At 59.2% G+C, this 17,350-nt stretch carries 14 protein-coding genes and 5 pseudogenes; 12 read left to right on the forward strand and 7 right to left on the reverse strand.

Annotation, left to right across the window (positions count from 1 at the left end):
* The first annotated feature begins 122 nt into the window (after positions 1–122).
* Positions 123–929 (forward strand): SRPBCC family protein, encoded by an 807-nt coding sequence (locus QM996_RS31975; protein WP_012707176.1) that lies wholly within the window; start codon positions 123–125, stop codon positions 927–929.
* Between the two features lie 56 nt (positions 930–985).
* On the opposite strand, the gene QM996_RS31980 is transcribed toward QM996_RS31975, so the two are convergent.
* Genes QM996_RS31980 through QM996_RS31995 form a run of 4 tightly spaced genes read right to left on the reverse strand, consistent with a single transcriptional unit; the run spans position 986 to position 4,395 of the window.
* Positions 986–1,969, reverse strand: coding sequence for a branched-chain amino acid ABC transporter permease (locus QM996_RS31980; RefSeq protein ID WP_500270563.1), 984 nt, complete (start codon positions 1,967–1,969; stop codon positions 986–988).
* 2 nt (positions 1,970–1,971) lie between these two features.
* On the reverse strand, positions 1,972–2,859 hold the full coding sequence (locus tag QM996_RS31985; RefSeq protein WP_012707178.1) for a branched-chain amino acid ABC transporter permease: 888 nt from the start codon (positions 2,857–2,859) through the stop codon (positions 1,972–1,974).
* A 35-nt stretch (positions 2,860–2,894) separates the two neighbouring features.
* Positions 2,895–3,602 carry an ABC transporter ATP-binding protein gene (locus QM996_RS31990; protein WP_334142174.1) on the reverse strand — a complete coding sequence of 236 codons (708 nt, stop codon included), beginning with the start codon at positions 3,600–3,602 and terminating at the stop codon, positions 2,895–2,897.
* Entirely contained in the window at positions 3,595–4,395 is an 801-nt protein-coding gene (locus QM996_RS31995) for an ABC transporter ATP-binding protein (protein ID WP_334142175.1), read from the reverse strand. The genes QM996_RS31990 and QM996_RS31995 overlap by 8 nt, the downstream gene beginning before the upstream one ends.
* A gap of 221 nt (positions 4,396–4,616) precedes the next feature.
* Between QM996_RS31995 and QM996_RS32000 the strand changes: the two genes are divergently transcribed.
* The 9 genes and pseudogenes from QM996_RS32000 to QM996_RS32040 all read left to right on the forward strand — a co-directional run.
* Positions 4,617–5,825: an ABC transporter substrate-binding protein gene (locus QM996_RS32000; RefSeq protein WP_334142177.1), complete on the forward strand. Its 1,209-nt coding sequence runs from the start codon at positions 4,617–4,619 to the stop codon at positions 5,823–5,825.
* 94 nt (positions 5,826–5,919) lie between these two features.
* On the forward strand, positions 5,920–6,687 hold the full coding sequence (locus QM996_RS32005; RefSeq protein WP_334142179.1) for an enoyl-CoA hydratase-related protein: 768 nt from the start codon (positions 5,920–5,922) through the stop codon (positions 6,685–6,687).
* Between the two features lie 79 nt (positions 6,688–6,766).
* On the forward strand, positions 6,767–7,522 hold the full coding sequence (locus QM996_RS32010; protein WP_334142181.1) for an SDR family NAD(P)-dependent oxidoreductase: 756 nt from the start codon (positions 6,767–6,769) through the stop codon (positions 7,520–7,522).
* Between the two features lie 21 nt (positions 7,523–7,543).
* Positions 7,544–9,070, forward strand: coding sequence for a class I adenylate-forming enzyme family protein (locus QM996_RS32015; protein ID WP_334142183.1), 1,527 nt, complete (start codon positions 7,544–7,546; stop codon positions 9,068–9,070).
* Between the two features lie 25 nt (positions 9,071–9,095).
* Positions 9,096–10,256 carry an iron-containing alcohol dehydrogenase gene (locus QM996_RS32020; RefSeq protein WP_334142185.1) on the forward strand — a complete coding sequence of 387 codons (1,161 nt, stop codon included), beginning with the start codon at positions 9,096–9,098 and terminating at the stop codon, positions 10,254–10,256.
* Positions 10,256–10,699: an acyl-CoA thioesterase gene (locus QM996_RS32025; RefSeq protein WP_334142187.1), complete on the forward strand. Its 444-nt coding sequence runs from the start codon at positions 10,256–10,258 to the stop codon at positions 10,697–10,699. Before QM996_RS32020 ends, QM996_RS32025 begins: the two co-directional genes overlap by 1 nt.
* Before the next feature lie 136 nt (positions 10,700–10,835).
* A pseudogene (locus QM996_RS32030) lies at positions 10,836–11,035 on the forward strand (ISNCY family transposase); the annotation flags it as partial.
* Between the two features lie 28 nt (positions 11,036–11,063).
* Positions 11,064–11,226, forward strand: a pseudogene (locus QM996_RS32035) (ISNCY family transposase); the annotation flags it as partial.
* Positions 11,223–11,360: pseudogene (locus QM996_RS32040) on the forward strand (tyrosine-type recombinase/integrase); the annotation flags it as partial. The pseudogenes QM996_RS32035 and QM996_RS32040, both read left to right, overlap by 4 nt.
* A gap of 160 nt (positions 11,361–11,520) precedes the next feature.
* Here QM996_RS32040 and QM996_RS32045 read toward each other — a convergent pair.
* Together QM996_RS32045 and otnC are read right to left on the reverse strand one after the other, a co-directional pair.
* Positions 11,521–11,651 (reverse strand): annotated as a pseudogene (locus QM996_RS32045) (MFS transporter); the annotation flags it as partial.
* Positions 11,652–11,785: 134 nt separating this feature from the next.
* Positions 11,786–12,446: pseudogene (gene otnC, locus QM996_RS32050) on the reverse strand (3-oxo-tetronate 4-phosphate decarboxylase).
* Positions 12,447–12,871: 425 nt separating this feature from the next.
* Between otnC and QM996_RS32055 the strand changes: the two are divergent.
* Complete coding sequence (locus QM996_RS32055; protein ID WP_334142277.1) at positions 12,872–14,194, forward strand: aminotransferase; 1,323 nt, start codon at positions 12,872–12,874, stop codon at positions 14,192–14,194.
* 264 nt (positions 14,195–14,458) lie between these two features.
* Here QM996_RS32055 and hemB read toward each other — a convergent pair whose 3' ends face one another.
* Positions 14,459–15,436, reverse strand: a complete 978-nt coding sequence (hemB, locus tag QM996_RS32060) for a porphobilinogen synthase (RefSeq protein ID WP_334142189.1) — start codon at positions 15,434–15,436, stop codon at positions 14,459–14,461.
* A 574-nt stretch (positions 15,437–16,010) separates the two neighbouring features.
* On the opposite strand from hemB, the gene QM996_RS32065 reads away from it, so the two are divergent.
* The gene (locus QM996_RS32065; RefSeq protein WP_334142191.1) at positions 16,011–17,321 is read left to right on the forward strand and encodes an FAD-dependent oxidoreductase; all 1,311 of its coding nucleotides are present in this window, start codon (positions 16,011–16,013) and stop codon (positions 17,319–17,321) included.
* The last annotated feature ends 29 nt before the right edge of the window (positions 17,322–17,350 follow it).

Below are 17,350 nucleotides of genomic sequence, written 5' to 3' on the forward strand. Positions count from 1 at the left end.
TCGCCAATCCCACGGCGCATTCCAAAATTAACTTGCATTATTAGACTTAAAATAGGATTGTCAAGCAATACCAGAGCCCCGGGAAAGGGCAGATTTTTCGATTGGGACGAGGAGGATATTCCATGGACATGACTGGCCAGCAGCACATTCCCGCGAGCAAAGAGGAGGTGTGGAGTGCCCTGAACGATGCCGACGTGCTGAAAGTCTGTATCCCTGGATGCCAGGAGCTAACGAAGTCTTCCGAGACAGAAATGTCGGCTGTCGCTGTCATCAAGGTCGGGCCCGTGAAGGCCCGGTTCCAGGGTGCCGTGACGCTGTCGGACCTCGATCCGCCGAACGGCTATCGGATCACCGGCGAAGGGCAGGGCGGCGTCGCCGGATTCGCAAAGGGAGTGGCGGTCGTTCGTCTGGAAGCGGTCGAGGATGGAACCGTCCTGCATTATACCGTCGATGCCCAGATCGGCGGAAAGCTGTCACAGCTTGGCGGGAGGCTTATCGATGCAACCGCAAAACAAATGTCGGGGCAGTTTTTCAAGCGATTTGCCGAAGAGATCCGCGCCCGCCAAGGTGCTGGACAGTCATTGGCGACATCTACCGAGGGTGATGCCTTCGCGCAACCCGGCCCAGTAAGGCAGTCGGTCGCCGTCACGTCGTCGAGCGAAAGTGCCTCCGCCTTGCCGCGTGCGCGCGCCGTGCAAGTTTCCGCGTCGCCCACCGGCACTTCGCTCAGCCTGCCGGTTCTTGCGGCTGTCGTCTTCGCCGCCGTGGTGGTGGCGACGTGGGCGCTCCATGGGGGATTGCTGCCGAGCCTTACGCCGCCGGCGGACGGTCCGGCGCGCATTTCGCCGGATTTGGCGAGCATTGTTCAGCTCATCATGGCCGCAGCCATCGGCTACCTGTTCGGGTCTCGTGGAAGGCGCGCCGGCTGAAATCAAAAACCGGGGCAGAAAACCGGCCCCGGTGAAGCACACTTGCATAAGAAGACTTAAGTCAAGGTTTTTGAACGCTCGAGCAGCGCCTTCAGTTCACCGAACACACCCCGCCTGAACATCATCACGCATACGACGAAGAACAGGCCGATGATGAAGGTGATCGGCAGGCCGCTGGTCGACAGAAAATGCTCCAGCCCGACGACGATGCTGGCGCCGACGATCGGGCCGATCAGCGTGCCCATTCCGCCGAGAAGGGTCATGAGAATGACTTCGCCAGACATGTGCCAGGTAACGTCCACAAGCGAGGCGAGCTGGAACGCGATCGCCTTCAGCGCGCCGGCGAAGCCTGAAAGGGCGGCGGAGAGGGTGAAGGCGATCAGCTTGTAGCGTTCCGGCTTGAGGCCCAGCGAGGTGACGCGGGTTTCATTCTCGCGAATGGCCGACAGGATATGGCCGAAGGGCGAGTTGACGGTCCTCCAGATGATCACAAGGCCAAGAATCGTTCCGCCGAGGACGGTGTAATACATGGCGGTGATGTCGCGGAGATCGATGATCCCGAGAAGATAGCCCCGCGGCACGGCCTGAATGCCGTCCTCCCCGCCGGTGAAGGGCATCTGCACCGCCATAAAATAGATCATCTGCGCGAGGGCGAGCGTAATCATCGCGAAGTAGATGCCATGGCGGCGGATGGCCAGCGTGCCGAAGGCAAGGCCGAGAAGCGCCGCAAAGGCCGTTCCCGCAAGCACGGCGAGTTCAAAGGGAAGCTGCCAGACCTTGGCGGCGTGGGCGGTGATGTAGGCCGCGCCGCCAAAGAAGGCCGCGTGACCGAACGACAGGAGCCCTGCATATCCGAGAACGAGGTTGAACGCCGCCGCAAAGAGCGCGAAACAGAGGATCTTGATGAGGAACAGCGGATAGATCACCAGCGGCGCGCATATCATCAGCAGGGCCACAAGGGCGAGAAGAAGGCCTCCGGTCGTCCGGTGCCGGCGCGTGCGCGGGGGCTCAAGGGAAGAAACCATGGTTGTACTGTTCATGATCAAGCCTCGCGGGAGAACAGGCCGGATGGCCGGATGAGAATGACAAGGACCATCACCACGAAAACCGCTATGGAGGATGCCGCAGGATAGAATGTCTTCGTCAGCCCCTCGATGATGCCCAGCGCCAAGGCGGTGACGATTGCGCCGCCGATCGATCCCATGCCGCCGATGACGACCACCGCGAAGACTACGATGATGACGCTGGACCCCATGCCGGGGCTGACCTGATAGAGCGGCGCGGCCAGTGCGCCTGCAAAGCCGGCAAGGCCCACGCAGAAGGCGTAGGTCGCAGTCAGCATAAACGGGACATTGATTCCGAATGCCTGGACCAGGCCCGGATTTTCCGTCGCAGCCCGCAGGTAGGCGCCGAGCTTGGTCCGCTCAATCGCCAGCCATGTGGCGATGCAGACTGCGAGAGAGGCGACAATCACCCAGGCGCGATACATCGGCAGGAACATGAAGCCGAGATTGATGCCGCCCGTCAGCGACGGGGGTATCGGATAAGGCTTGCCGGCGGCGCCGTAGACATGCCGGAGGAGCCCTTCGAGCATCAAGGCGATGCCGAATGTGAGGAGGAGGCTGTAGAGGTGGTCGACCCTGTAGAGGCGCTTGAGAAATAACCGCTCCACGACGGCACCCAGTGCCCCGACCATCAGGGGAGCGGCGATGAGTGTTTCCCAATAGCCGAGACCGAGGGCCGACAGCAGCAGCCAGGCGGCGAAGCCGCCGAGCATGTAGAAGGCGCCATGGGCGAAGTTGATCACGTTCAGCATGCCGAAGATGATGGCGAGGCCGAGGCTTAGGAGAGCGTAGAAGGAGCCGTTGATCAAGCCGAGCAGCAGTTGCCCGAGTAAAACGGCAATGGGAACCCCGAAGATATCAGTCATCGGTTTCTACCTATCTGAAAGGAGTGCGTCATGGATCAGACTCCGAGATATCTGTTCAGCCGGTCCATGTTGGCGTCGAGTGCGTTGTTGGAGATTTCGTCGACGACCTTTCCTTGGTCGAGCACGTAGTGGCGATCCGCGATGGATGCCGCAAAACGAAGGTTCTGCTCGACGAGGATGATCGTCATGCCGCGGTCCTTGAGGATGCGCAGGGCCGCGCCGATCTCTTCGATGATCACAGGGGCGATGCCTTCGGTCGGCTCGTCGAGCAGGATGAAATCGGCGCCCGTCCGGAGAATCCGGCCGATGGCCAGCATCTGCTGTTCGCCGCCGGACAGGCGCGTTCCCGATGTGCTGTCCCGCCCTTTCAGGTTCGGAAAAAGGCCGTATATTTCGTCGACCGCCATGCCGCCCGCCTGCCATGCCGGCGGAAACAGGAGATTTTCCAGCACAGTGAGCGAGGAGAAGATGCCGCGTTCTTCCGGCACATAGCCGATGCCGAGGCGCGCAACCTTATGCTGCGCGACCTTCAGGAGGTCGGCGCCCTTATAGATGCAGGCGCCGCGTCTCTTTCCAACGACGCCGATGAGGCTGCGCAACGTCGTCGTCTTGCCGGCGCCGTTGCGGCCGATGAGCGTCACGACTTCGCCCTTTCGCACATCGAAGTCGATGCCATGCAGCACATGGCTTTCGCCATACCAGGCCTCCAGGCCCTTGACGTCGAGGAGGGGAGCCTCAGCCATGGCTGCCTCCCATATACGCCTTGCGGACTTCGCCGTCGGCGGAAACGTCGGCATAGCTTCCTTCCGCGATGACCTCTCCGCGGCGCAGCACCGTGATCCGGTCCGACAGGTCGGAGACGACGCCGAGATTGTGTTCGACCATCAGTACCGTTCGCCCCTTTCCGACGCTGCGGATCAGGGCGGCCGTCCGGCCGATATCCTCCGTGCCCATTCCCGCCATCGGCTCGTCGAGAAGCAGGACTTCGGGCTCGAGCGCCAATGTGGTGGCCAGTTCAAGGGCGCGCTTTCGCCCGTAGGACAGCTCGGCGGCTTTCGTCTGCGCCCGGTCCGCAAGGCCGACGCTGTCGAGCAGTCTGGCCGCTTCCTCGTTGAAGCGGCGGAGCGTCGCATTGGATTTCCAGAATGCGAATGTTTCTTTCGCGCGGGCCTGCAGAGCGACCCGGACATTCTCGTGCGCGCTGAGATGCGGGAACACGGATGAAATCTGAAACGACCGCACGAGGCCCAGGCACGCGATGTTGGCGGGCGCCATCTGCGTTATGTCGCGATCCTTGAACAGGATCTGCCCGCTGCTCGGCGACAGGAATTTGGTCAAGAGATTGAACAGCGTGCTCTTGCCGGCGCCGTTCGGCCCGATCAGGGCGTGGATCGTGCCGGCGCGAATCTTCAGGTCGACATTCTTGACGGCGACGAAGCCGCTGAAAGTGCGCGTCAATGCACGCGCTTCGATGATGGGTGCGCTATCCAGCACGGTTCCTCCTCTGCCGACTTTGTTTTCCCAGGGTGGCCGCATGGTCCGGCTCTCCCTCCCATTGTCAGTGTCGGCAGGATCAGAAAAACACACAAAGTCTAATAATGCAAGCTTGCGCTTTGTGCAGAAACCTGCTTACCTTGCTACACAATGACTGTTTCTGCGCACAATATGAAGCGATCAACTTAATTTAAGTATGATAACGCAAGTTCAGTATCGGGTATCTGGGAGGAGCTCAGGTGCCGAATTCGGGAGGAAGAGCGATGAAAAATAAGCTTATGCTGTTGTCCTGCGTCGCGGCTGTCGGGGCCATGACCATGTCTGCCGGGGCGCAGGATGCCGCGCCTGTTCGCATCGGCGTGCTGACCGACGTCAGCGGCCAGTTTTCGCATGAGGCGGGCGAGGGGGCGATCACCGCCGTGAAGATGGCGGTCGAGGATTTCGGCGGCAAGGTTCTCGACCGGCCGCTCGAGGTCATCGTGGCCGACCACCAAAACAAGCCGGAGGTGGCGGTGTCCACGGCGCGCGAGTGGTATGAATCGCAGGGCGTGACGATGATCAACAACCTGATCAATTCCGGCATCGCGCTGGCTGTCACGCAGGTCGCCAAGGACGAGGACAGGATCGCGATCGTCAACGGCTCCGGCTCGTCCCGCCTGACGAACGACGGCTGCACGCCGAACAGCATCCACTATTCCTACGACACCTACGCGCTTGCGAACGGGACCGCCAACCAGCTGATCTTGCAGGGCATGAAGAACTGGTTCTTCCTGACAGCCGATTACGCATTCGGACATGCGCTGGAGGCCGATGCGACAGAGATCGTCAAGGACAATGGCGGCGAGGTCTCCGGCTCCGTGCGCTATCCGATCGAGACTTCCGACCACAGCGCCTTCATGCTGCAGGCGCAGGCTTCGCCGGCGCAGGTCGTCGCCATGGCGGGATCCGGCACGACCTTCATCAATGCGGTGAAGTCGGCGGCCGAGTTCGGTCTTGCCGCATCCGGCAAAACGGTTGCGGGCTTGCTCGTCTGGGATACCGACGTTCATTCGCTCGGCCTCGAGACCGCGCAGGGCATGATCCTGACGAACGCCTTCTACTGGGATCGCGATGATGCGACGCGGGCGTTCTCTAAGCGCTTCGAAGAGCGCGTCGGCCGCCCGCCGCATATGGGCGATGCGGGGGATTACTCTTCGACCATGCACTATCTGAAGGCCGTTGAGGCCGCCGGCACGACCGATGCCCAGAAAGTCATGGCAAAGATGCGCGAAACGCCGATCAACGACTTCTTCGCCAAGAACGGCAAGATCCGCGAGGATGGCCGGATGGTGCACGACATGTACGTCTATCAGGTCAAGACGCCGGCCGAATCCACGGGTGAGTGGGACATCCTAAAGCTCGTCACCACCATTTCGGGCGACGACGCTTTCCGGCCGCTTTCGGAAAGCCAGTGCCCGCTCGTGAAGAACTGACGCAACGGCGCCCGGCGACGGAGCCGGGCGCTTCTTCGTGCAAGGGACTGGACTGCGCGTATCACCATCTGAACTGCAGTCCGAGGGCAGGCGAATGAGCGATATTCTCGTTGAAAATAAGGGCGGGGTTGCGGTGGTCACATTGAGCCGCCCCGGGCACAGGAATGCCGTTACCTATGCAATGTGGCGGCAGCTCGCGGAGCTGTTCCGCGCCTTCGACCTTGACCCGTCGGTTCGATCGATCATCCTGACGGGGGCCGGTGATGACTTCTCGGCTGGCGCCGACATCAGCGAGTTTGACGTGGTGCGCGGCGGGCTCGAGGACAGCAAGTCCTATGAGTTGGCGGTCGATGCCGCGGGGGATGCGATCTACCAGGTTTCCAAGCCGACGATCGCCGCCCTGCGGGGATATTGCCTCGGCGGTGCGGCGCATCTGGCCATGTCCTGCGATTTCCGGGTCGCTGAGAACAATGCGGTCTTCGGAATTCCTGCGGCCCGGTTGTCGATCGTCTATGGCGTCTCCGCGACCCGCAAACTTTACGCGCTCGTGGGTGTGACGGAAGCGAAGCGCATCCTCTTCTCGGCCAGTCGCTTCGATGCCGGACGGGCTCTCGATATCGGCTTTATCGATCAGGTTGCGGAGAATGCTCTTGCTGCCGCGCATGACCGGGCCGCGGAGCTGGCTGAAAACGCACCCCTCACGATTGCGGGCGCGAAGTTCATTCTCAACGGCTGCGCACGCGGGGCGCTGGATCACGCCGCGGCTGGCAGGCTAATCGACGAGGCGAGCGCGAGCGAGGACTACATCGAAGGCCGGCAGGCATTCAAGGACAAGCGTCCGCCCAGGTTTCTGGGGAAATGACCCGACTTCGTCTCCATGGAAGGGGCCGCAATAGATCGCGCTGCGCTGCAGCCGTCAGACTTATCAAGGAGATCGTGAAATGCAGACCAATCTGAATGGCAAGGTGGCGCTGGTGACCGGCGGCGGAAGAGATGTCGGCGGAGATATCGCCCGGTCTCTCGCGGCGGAAGGCGCCATCGTTGCAGTGAATTACAGCCGTTCGCAGGCCGAGGCGGATTCGGTGGTTGCTTCGATCGAAGCAGCCGGCGGAAAGGCCAAGGCCTACAAGGCCGATATCGGTGAAAACGAACAGGTAAAGGCGATGGTCGCCGCCGTCAAAGGGGATTTTGGAACCATCGATGTGCTGGTCAATAACGCCGGATACGTCAAATATCAGCGGTTCGTCGACTCGACCCCTGAAGAATGGAAGAAGCAAATCGACGTATGCCTCTACGGCGCGATCAATTGCTGCCACGCCGTTGCGCGGCTGATGATCGGGCAGAACTTCGGCCGCATCATCAACCTTGTCGGTGACAGCTCCCGCATTGGCGAAGCCAATCTCGCATTGGCCGCGGCCGCGCGTGGCGGCACAATCGCGCTCGGCAAATCGCTGGCCCGTGAATTCGGCCGAAACAACATCACGGTCAACACGGTTTCGCTCGGCCTGATCGAGACGTCCCATTCCGATCCGGAGTTTCTCGAGAAGAACCGTGAGAAGATCGTGAAGGCCTATCCTTTGCGCCGCATCGGCAGGCCCGATGACGTGGCGCCGATGGTGACCTTCCTGGCTTCCGAAGCATCGTCCTGGGTGACCGGCCAGGTGATCAGTGTCAACGGCGGTTTCTGCATGGTCTAACCGGAAAAGCGGGAGGATAACATGATACACTTCGAGCTTATCGCGCCGGTTGGAGCAATCCTTCGGCGGAATGCGCGCCTGTATTCCGGGAAAATGGCCTTCGAGGACAGGAGGCGGTCGGTTTCCTATGACGCCCTCGATCGTGAGACCGAGGACCTGGCGTCGCGCTTGGTTGCGCTGGGTCTCAGGAAAGGCCAGACCGTCGCGATCTTTCTGCCGAACTCAGTGAACTGGGTCGTCGCTTGCCTTGCCGTCGTGCGGGCAGGAGGGACCGCCGTTCCGGTGAGCATCGAGGCGACCGAGGCCGAAATCGCCTACCGCATCAGCGATGCGGGATGCGTCTTCCTGATCATGCCACCGGAAAAGCAGCCTATCGTGGACGCGTTGCTGCAGCGCTCCGACAAACCACCCGTTGTGATTGCCGCGGACGAGGAGACCGGCTTTGGCGCAGCGGGGCGGGCGGCTGCATTCGAGGATGACCAGGACATCGATCGCCCGGCATTCATAGTCTATACATCCGGCACGACAGGCCAGCCCAAGGGCGTCCTGCTGTCGACGCGCTCCATGCTCTGGGTGGCGGCGGCATGCTGGGCGCCGATCGCGGGGTTGAACAAGAACGACATCGTTCTCAACACTCTGCCTCTCTACCACTCCTATGCCCTCAATATCGCGGTTCTCTCCATCATCGCGACGGGTGCGAGCGAATACATTATGGAGAAGTTCTCGACCTCTCAGGCGACGGAGCTTCTTCGGACAGGCCGCTTCACCTTCATGCCGGGGGTTCCGACGGTCTTCCACTATTTCCTGTCGGCCTGCCACGCGAGCGGAGAAAGGCTGCTGTCGTCCGTCCGCCTTTGCGTCTCGGCGGGGGCGATCATGCCGGGAACGCTGAACAGCGACTTTGAAGCGTTTTTCGACGTTCCGCTTCTGGATGGTTACGGCATCACCGAAACATCGACGATGGTGACCATGAACTGGCCTGGGAAATGGCGTGTTCCTGGTTCCTGCGGGCTACCGGTTCCGGGCCTCACGGTCCGTCTGGTGGATCCGAAAACAGGCCTTGATGTGCCGGCGGGCGTCGAGGGCGAATTGATCTGTAAAGGTCCGAACCTGATGCAGGGCTACCACAACAAGCCGCTGGAGACGGAAAAAGCCGTCGTTGACGGATGGTATCATACCGGCGATCTCGCGAAGTCCGATCTCAACGGTTTCCTCACGATCACCGGCCGACTCAAGGAACTGATCATCCGCGGCGGGCAGAACATCGCGCCGGCCGAGGTCGAGGAGACGATCCTCCTGCTGCACGACACGGTCATGGACTGCGCGGTGATCGGGATGCCTCACACCATGCTGGGAGAGGTCCCCGTCGCCTGCGTCGTCGTCAAGGAAGGGCAGGCCTTCGATCAGGAGGATCTGATACGGCACTGCAAGGCGCGTCTCTCTGCTTACAAAGTTCCCGACCGCGTCTACGTCGTGGCAGAGATCCCGCGCACGGGGTCGGGAAAAATCTTGCGGGTCAAACTTCGCGAAAGCCTTCCTGCGGCGTGACGCAGGAAAGGCATAGGAGAAAACCATGAATCCCTTTGTGTTCAGTACGACGAGCCAGATCGTCTTCCGCCCCGGCGCCTCCGCCGAGGTTGGCGGCCTGCTCGGCCCCAAATTTGGCGAGCGCATCCTGTTTGTCACCGACGGCGGTCTCAGAAAGCTTGGCCTATGCGACCCCGCGCTCGCCTCCCTCTCGGGATCGGGAGTTGCGGTCACCGTATTCGATGCGGTCGAGGCCGACCCCTCGCTTACGACGGTCGAGGCCGCGGTCGAGGTGGCGAAAGCCGCGGGCGTGACAGGCGTGATCGGCTTCGGCGGCGGTTCGTCGCTGGATGTGGCGAAGGTCGTGGCGCTCCTCTGCGGTTCGGGCGAAGATATCGATGGCGCATGGGGCGTCGGCAACGCCCAGGGACCTCGGCTGCCGTTGGCGCTCGTGCCCACGACGGCGGGAACGGGTTCGGAGGTGACGCCAGTCTCGATCATCACGGTGAGTGGTGATGAGAAACGCGGCGTTTCATCGCCGATCATCCTGCCCGACATCGCGATCCTCGATGCGGACCTGACCCTCGGCCTTCCGCCGTCGATCACGGCCGCCACCGGCATCGATGCGATGGTGCATGCCATCGAAGCCTATGCTTCCAGAAACGCGAACAACAATCCGCTCTCCAGGATGCTGGCCCGGCAGGCGCTCCAGTTGCTGGGCGCGAATATCGAGAAGGCGGTCTTTGACGGGAAGGATCGGGCGGCGCGGGGCGCGATGCTCCTCGGCTCCATGCTGGCGGGCCAAGCTTTCGCCAATTCACCGGTCGCCGCCGTGCATGCGCTCGCCTATCCGATCGGCGGGACCTTCCATATTCCGCACGGGCTTTCCAACGCGCTCGTGCTTCCGCATGTCTTGCGCTTCAATGCGCCGGTGGCCGCCTCCGTCTACGCCGAAATCGCTGCCGATGCCTTTCCGGATCTCACGTGCGAACAGGATACCGGGCAGCGTTGCGCGGCCTTCGTCGAGCGCCTTGCCGAACTGTCGGCGCGACTCGGACTGCAACCCCGGTTGCGGGATGTGGGCATCGGCGAAGAGCACCTGGCCGGAATGGCGCGGGACGCGATGAAGCAGACCCGGCTCCTCGTGAACAATCCCAGGGAGGTGAACGAAGCGGACGCCCTCACTATCTACAAGGCGGCCTGGTGATGACTGAGCGTACGGGACCCAGTAAGCGGGCCGACTACAAGGTGTTCCGGGCCATCGGAACCCGCTGGTCGGACAATGACACTTACGGCCACATGAATAATGTCATCCACTACAGCCTGTTTGATACGGCGGTGAATGCCTTCCTGGTCGAAAAAGGCGTGCTGGACATCAAAGGTGGAGCGGAGATCTTCCTAGTTGTCGAAACAGGGTGCCGCTACTACGCGGAAATGACCTTCCCGGACGTGGTCACGGCTGGAATCCGCGTTGCCAAGCTCGGAAATTCGTCCGTCCGGTATGAGATCGGGCTCTTTCGCAACGACGACGAGACCGCCGCGGCCGAGGGCTTTTTCGTCCATGTGAACGTCGACCGCCTGGCGCGGCGTCCCGTGCAGTTCGGACATGCGGCAAGAAGCGTGCTTGAGCTATTGATTGCCCAGGCATGATCGCCGTCGAATAATGGACATTCCAATGACAATGGTGACACTCAACGATCCGTCGCATCTGCGTACCTAATGCTAGTTGCCGGGGAATGGTAGGACGCAGAAAGCGGAGACGATATCACCGTCAACAATCCAGCCAGCGATGCCCTGGTGGCATCGGTGCCCAAATCATCGCAATCTGCTTTGGCTTGGTGGCACGATGCGCCGGCACAGCGTCAAGGCGACTGGACGCCAGGGCCTGCCGGCGGAGGCGATCTTGCGCTGCACGCTGCTGGGGCAATACCGACAACTGAACTGTCAGGAGTTGGCCTTCCACTGGAGGACTCCGCCTCGGCGCGCGGCTGCAATGGTCATGAACGAGTGGCACGTCGTGGTCGGCGAAAAGGTGCCGGCGGGCGAGAATCTGTAGCCTGTTAGAGCCCCATACCGATATCATCGTCAAAGTCAGTCGCGACGTCGAATACGGCCACAAGCTCGATCTGACCGCCGGCGGGAGCGGTATGATCCTCCATCTGGTGGTGGAGACTGGCGCCTTTTGTCATTGCCGCGGTATCTTGCAGCCGCTGATGTCGAACGCGTCATTGCATCCTGGGATCAATTCGCCAGAGGGCGCTTGCGGAACCGTGCAATCCTGCTCCTACTGGCTCGCCTGGGGCTACGTGCGGTTTCCGATTTGAAGCCGGCCATGATTCCAATCAAAATCCGGCCGGTTTCCGGCTCGGAGGATACCCCTGGGTCAGCAACTTTGGCATCAAGCCTCCCGCTAAGCGAGAAGAATTCGATGCCAGCAAAGAGGCTGACCATGCGACAGTTACGACAGATGCTCCGAGGGCTTTGCCCATGGCAGGAACGCCGGGAGCATGATGTCGACCGCGAGCGCGTTGAGAGCTGTGAGGGCGGCGATAAGTGCGATGAATTCCGCACGGCTGGGGTGCCGAGTTGGGTTGTAGGTCATGGCGAGCTTTGAGGTGGGACTTCCGGGAGTCAGGAAATCAGGTCTCGATAAATCGGGACCCTACAGGCGTGCGCCGCCTTCCCAAAAGGAAATGTCCTCAACGCGCCGTTGAGCCGCCCTCAACGCCCAAGCATCTAAATGGACTTGGTGATGTCTTCGCGCTGAGCCAGAGTCAACGGTCTCAGTTCCCGGCCATGAAGCATCAGGAACAGTTTCGCGGTTTCCTCCAGCTCCTCAGTCGCGTACTGCGCCTCCTCAAGCGACCTCCCAGCCACGACGGGTCCGTGGTTCGCCATGAGGACGGCGTTGCTTGTCGCGGCGGCCTCCTGTACCGTCGTGGCCAGCTTCTCGTCTCCGGGATGGAAGTAGGGCACCAATGGCAGGGGTGCCGACCCGCATCACGCAATAGGCGGTCAGGGGAGGCAGCACATCCTTTTCATCGACGTCTTTCAGTATACTGACCGCCACCGAGTATGTTGAGTGGAGGTGGACAACGGCCTTGCCGTGCGGCCGCGCGCAGTACATGCAGCGGTGAAGGAATGCCTCTTTGGTCGGTTTATCTCCGCTGAGATGGACGCCCTCTGCGGAGAAGAGCGAAAGGCGTTCAGGCTCGAGCGAAGCATTCGTGGGTATCATCAGCATCCGTCCGCCCGACATCTTCACACTGATGTTGCCAGTCGAGCCGAAAGTCAGGCCGCGGTCGAAAAGCGATTTTCCGGCCCGCACGATGTCAATTCCCGCGACCGGCCGCCGCCAGGGCTTCGGCCGCGGGATATGTTCGTGCCGGATCTTCATATCGACAACCTGATCAAGAGTCGGAATTTTCAGCAGGTTGTCGGCTGACTCCGTCGCTGCTCGTGTCGCATCAAGTCAACTTTGGAAGGGTAGTCAGGGACCAATAGGATGGCCAAACAATAAGCTCGAACTGCGGACTGCGCTTCTTTACTAGAGTGGCATACAAGCTCCAACGCCGGCTGTTACGCTTCTCTAGATTGAATGTTGAGGGGCTGTCCTAGACCTCGTCTTCGGTTTGGAGCCTCTCGTCTGATCGCTTCACCTAGGTCGACTATGTCCGATTTGCCGTATCAAATGGCAGGCGCCGCCCTTGCCTGACCCCGGCGCTCTCGGCCACCGTTCATCCCACGAGCCAAGAGCAGGAGCGAGAGAACGTGAGCGCCAACATTCCCGTCAACTCTTTGGAAGCACGAGATATTCGATATATGCTCCATCCACACACAAACCACGTTAAGCACCGGGAAGTTGGCCCGTTCATCATCGAGAAAGGTGAGGGCGTTTTCGTCTATGACACTGCAGGAAATCGCTATCTCGAAGGCATGTCGGGTATGTGGTCTGCCGGCCTTGGCTTTAGCGAGCGACGCCTCGGCGCTGCCGCAAAAAAACAATACGACAACTTGCCTTTTTACCACACATTCGTCCATCGATCGACGCCGCCGATTATCGACCTGGCCGAAAAGCTAGTCGAGATGTCGCCTGTGCCTATGAGCAAGGCCTTCTTTAACGCGTCGGGATCCGAGGCGATCGACACTATTATTAAGCTTTTGTGGCAACGTTCGAATGCCATGGGCGAGCCCGACCGCAAGAAGATACTCGCACGAAAGCGAGCCTATCACGGCGCAACCATCGCGTCCAACAATCTGACCGGCTTAGATGCCAACCATTGGGGCCATGATCTGATTCTGCCCGTGGTACGTCTAACCTGTCCGCATTTCTATCGTGAAGGACTGCCTGGAGAAACGGAAGAGGAGTTTGCCACGCGTCTCGCCAAGGAACTTGAAGATACCATTCTGGCTGAAGGACCGGAAACGATTTGCTGCTTTATCGGCGAGCCAATCATGGGAGGCGGAGGTGTCATCGTGCCGCCGGAGACCTACTGGCAAAAGATTCAGGTCGTTCTCGAGAAGTATGACATTCTCTTCGTTGCTGACGAAGTCATCTGCGGTTTTGGTCGTACCGGGAAAATGTTCGGGACCCAGAGCTGCGATTTAAGACCCGATGTGATGGTCTACTCGAAGCAACTGACATCATCGTATATTCCCTTCGCTGCATTCGTAATGAATGAGAAAGTACTGGGGCCGATCTATGAGGCAAGTGTAAAGTATGGCGGCATGTGGCATGGCTTTACTACGTGTGGCCATCCAGTAGCTGCTGCTGTTGCACTTGAAACGATCCGCATTATTGAGGAGGAGGATCTTCCAGAGAACGCTGCGAGAATGGGTGAAAGACTTCGGCGAGGTTTCAACGAATTCCTCAATCACCCGCTTGTCGGCGAAGTTCGTGGAGTTGGGCTTCTCGCAGGTGTTGAGCTTGTCATAAATAAGCGCGAAAAGATCGGTTTGGAAACTGTCGGTCAACTCGGTTCGATGGTCGCGCAGCGTATGCAGGCTAACGGCGTGATAACCAGACCGACTGACGACGCTGTGCTGTTCTCGCCGCCAATGATCATCACACCCGATGAAGTTGACATGATCGTTGACGCTTTGGACAGATCACTCGACGAAGCTGCCGCACAACTCGGCATTTAGGTTCTTGCCGTGTGCTTGGTGCGGCCGTTTTGGGCTAGATGCTTCCATTGCCTTCATGGTCGGAGCGCATCAACGGTAGTCATCATTCAGTCTTTCTCTGAAAGGCTGAATTCGATATGATCGGCTTGGTGAAGCGGTGTGCGATCCCCTCAGCTATCATGACGCGTTTCGGCGTCTTCTACGGTTCTGCCTAATCCGATAGCAGGAATCCCTTTTTGGTTCCCGTTGCTTACGCATTTTACTCGCAAGGATGTTGACTCGTGGTCAAAAGCCTTCCCGCGCGACATCTCTGGCAAAATAGGTCAGAATGAGGTCTGCTCCGGCCCTCTTGAACGCGCCAAGGGTCTCTCTAACGACCATTTTTTCATCGATCGCCCCTGCTTTCGCAGCGAACTTGATCATCGAATATTCGCCGCTAACCTGATAAGCAACTAGAGGGAGGAGAGTGTGTTGACGAAGGCGGCTGAGGACGTCCAAATAAGGGAGGCCGGGCTTGACCATAAGCAAGTCCGCGCCCTCAATTTCGTCGAGCAGTGATTCACGCAACGCCTCACGGCCGTTGAGATGACCCATTTGGTAACTCTTCCGGTCTCCGTTCAGTTTGGAACCAGCGGCCTCTCTGAAAGGGCCATAAAAGCTGGACGCGAATTTTGAAGAATAGGCCATAATCGGAATATCTGAGAACCCAGCCTCATCCAGCGCTGCCCTCATCGAGGCCACCTGACCGTCCATCATGGACGAGGGTGCGACCATATCGGCTCCGGCGCGCGCTGCGGCCACGGCTTGAAGGCCCAGATTTCTAATAGTTAAGTCGTTATCGATCTGGCCGTCGCGCAATACCCCGCAGTGGCTATGAGTGGTGTATTCGCAAAAGCAGTTGTCGGAAATAACGATGAGCTCCGGCGCTGCGTTCTTCGCGGTCCGGACCATTCTTGAAAGCAGACCGTTGCCCGCCCAGGTGTCATGTCCATCCTCGGATTTGTGGTGGGAGACGCCAAACATCATGATGGCTTTTACACCCTCCCGATGGATTTCAGTAATTTCGTCGTGTAGTAAACCCTCGGGCACACGGTAAACGCCCGGCATCGTTTCGATTTCAGCTCTTTCCGTGATTTCCTCTTCGACGAAGATTGGATAGATCAAATCGTTCATCGTCACGCTGTTTTCGGCGACCATGCTGCGGAGCGCCTCGCTTCTGCGAAGCCGCCGGTGTCTTGCCGTCGGAAACGTTGCAGTTTGCATCGGGATGTCTTTCTGGTCCTGGTTGATCAGTCCCCATCTTACTGCGGTGAAGGATCGCAAGCTCAGCTGATCGTGCCAACTACTACGAGAAAAGTGACAGGAGATTACGTGTGGCAACGTTCCGGCGATTTGCGTCGGTGGCTCACCAAAGGAAGTTTGTCCCCTTCGACGTATTTGTTGGCAGGATCCGGCATGCATCTGGCACCATTTAATTCTATGGTCTTGGATCATATAGCGTGCTCGGATGCGTCGTTGAGGGTCGACCGCATCGAGTAAGCGAGTTTATCTGCAGCGGATGGAGGAGCCGGTGCTGAGACACTTTCACGTCATTCTAGCCTAGCGGAGCTAATCTTGCGCTGCGGAAAACCGCTCCGCAGATGCCATGTCGAGCGGGTAGTGACGGCCAAGCAACATGAATGAGCACAACCTCGGATTCTGCCGGATTAATGTGCAGGCGTCGCTGAAACAGACGCGACTTTCGCCAGAATGTAAGCGTTGAAGGTTTTGGCACGGAAGTTGCTTTTACTCTCCCAAGCTAACACACGTTAGTTTGCTTTTGTCGAAGGAGGATATATTGGTCGAGTTCCAGCCCAGTATCGCGATCGTCGGCAGTGGCCCCGCCGGTTGTTACACGGCTCAATTCCTTCGCAAGGAATGGCCCCACGCCGAGATCTGCGTTTTCGAAGCCTTGCCGGTGCCGTATGGTCTGCTTCGTTATGGAGTTGCCGCCGACCATCAAGGGACGAAGGCGGTCGCTGCCCAATTTGATCGGTTGTTCGAACGCGAAAACGTTCGCTTTGCGGGAAACGTTGCAGTCGGGAAAAATCTTGCCTTCGAAGAACTCGCTTCCAGTTTCGATATCGTCGTTCTTGCGACCGGTTTGAATAGCGATCGAGGACTGACTGCAGAGGTTGACCCAAGCAGCCGAGTGCTTGGGGCGGGCTCGATTCTCAAGGCGCTGAACGGCCACCCAGAAGTCGGTTTGCCACTCTTTCCGAACGGCGCATTGACGCCGCTTGGCGAACGGCTAGCAGTTGTTGGAAATGGAAATGTCGCCATGGACATTATCCGGATACTGTCAAAGCCCATACACAATTTCCAAGGTTCCGACGTTGATGACAAACGTCTCTCCGAGCTCCGTGGCAAGCGTATTCGCTCTATCGACGTATTCGGGCGCTCGCCGGTCTCTAACGCGAAATTCGACCTATCGATGCTGAAGGAGATCTTGCACCTGCCGTCCGTAACCATTGGCGCGACCGGTCTGAGAGAGGCGCTGGAAGGCTGCCAACGGTATCAGCTCCTTTCGCAGCACCTCAATGGAAGCCAAGCGAGTGATGGCGTCTCGGACAGTCGCGTCCGTGTGACATTCCACTTTGAAGCCGATCCTCTCTGCGTTTCGAAGACCGGCGACCGAAGTCTGCTGACGGTCCGTCGGAGTACACAAGACCTTCCCTCGGAGTTTGAGGTCGACTCGATCATTACTGCGACCGGGTTTGCGAATAAACATTGCGAGGCTGCTACCGGCAACGTCGAAGACTGGCGGGGAAAGAATGTTTTCCGCACGGGCTGGTTAAGTCGGAACGGCAAAGGGACCGTCGCCGAGAACCGACGAGAGGCGAAAGCCGTTGCCGAAGCTATCATCACGCAATTCAAAGCTGGCGACCTGCCCGTAGGTGCCAAGGGCTTCGCTGCCATCGAAAAGACAATTGAACCCCACGTCGTCGACTTCCGAGGTTGGAAGAACATCGATTCACACGAGTTGGCGACTGCAAATCCGGATCGATGCCGCAGAAAAATTACGGACATTCCGAAGATGCTGTCGATCGCTGCCCCTGGCAAATTCGGCCAGCAGACGAAGCCGTGTAACATAATCCGGATGATCTGAGAAATCTGAATGAACAAAAAAAGGGAACT

The organism is Sinorhizobium chiapasense (assembly GCF_045277575.1).
Lineage (GTDB): Bacteria > Pseudomonadota > Alphaproteobacteria > Rhizobiales > Rhizobiaceae > Ensifer > Ensifer chiapasense_A.

What these genes read in the sequence shown, in the direction of transcription:
- QM996_RS32005 (WP_334142179.1), top strand. Translation starts at nt 5,920, where the DNA reads ATGAGCGATATTCTCGTTGAAAATAAGGGCGGGGTTGCGGTGGTCACA.
- QM996_RS32010 (WP_334142181.1), top strand. Translation starts at nt 6,767, where the DNA reads ATGCAGACCAATCTGAATGGCAAGGTGGCGCTGGTGACCGGCGGCGGA.
- QM996_RS32055 (WP_334142277.1), top strand. Translation starts at nt 12,872, where the DNA reads ATGCTCCATCCACACACAAACCACGTTAAGCACCGGGAAGTTGGCCCG.
- QM996_RS32025 (WP_334142187.1), top strand. Translation starts at nt 10,256, where the DNA reads ATGACTGAGCGTACGGGACCCAGTAAGCGGGCCGACTACAAGGTGTTC.
- QM996_RS31985 (WP_012707178.1), bottom strand. Translation starts at nt 2,859, where the DNA reads ATGACTGATATCTTCGGGGTTCCCATTGCCGTTTTACTCGGGCAACTG.
- hemB (WP_334142189.1), bottom strand. Translation starts at nt 15,436, where the DNA reads ATGCAAACTGCAACGTTTCCGACGGCAAGACACCGGCGGCTTCGCAGA.
- QM996_RS31990 (WP_334142174.1), bottom strand. Translation starts at nt 3,602, where the DNA reads ATGGCTGAGGCTCCCCTCCTCGACGTCAAGGGCCTGGAGGCCTGGTAT.
- QM996_RS32000 (WP_334142177.1), top strand. Translation starts at nt 4,617, where the DNA reads ATGAAAAATAAGCTTATGCTGTTGTCCTGCGTCGCGGCTGTCGGGGCC.
- QM996_RS31995 (WP_334142175.1), bottom strand. Translation starts at nt 4,395, where the DNA reads ATGCGGCCACCCTGGGAAAACAAAGTCGGCAGAGGAGGAACCGTGCTG.
- QM996_RS31980 (WP_500270563.1), bottom strand. Translation starts at nt 1,969, where the DNA reads ATGAACAGTACAACCATGGTTTCTTCCCTTGAGCCCCCGCGCACGCGC.
- QM996_RS31975 (WP_012707176.1), top strand. Translation starts at nt 123, where the DNA reads ATGGACATGACTGGCCAGCAGCACATTCCCGCGAGCAAAGAGGAGGTG.
- QM996_RS32015 (WP_334142183.1), top strand. Translation starts at nt 7,544, where the DNA reads ATGATACACTTCGAGCTTATCGCGCCGGTTGGAGCAATCCTTCGGCGG.
- QM996_RS32020 (WP_334142185.1), top strand. Translation starts at nt 9,096, where the DNA reads ATGAATCCCTTTGTGTTCAGTACGACGAGCCAGATCGTCTTCCGCCCC.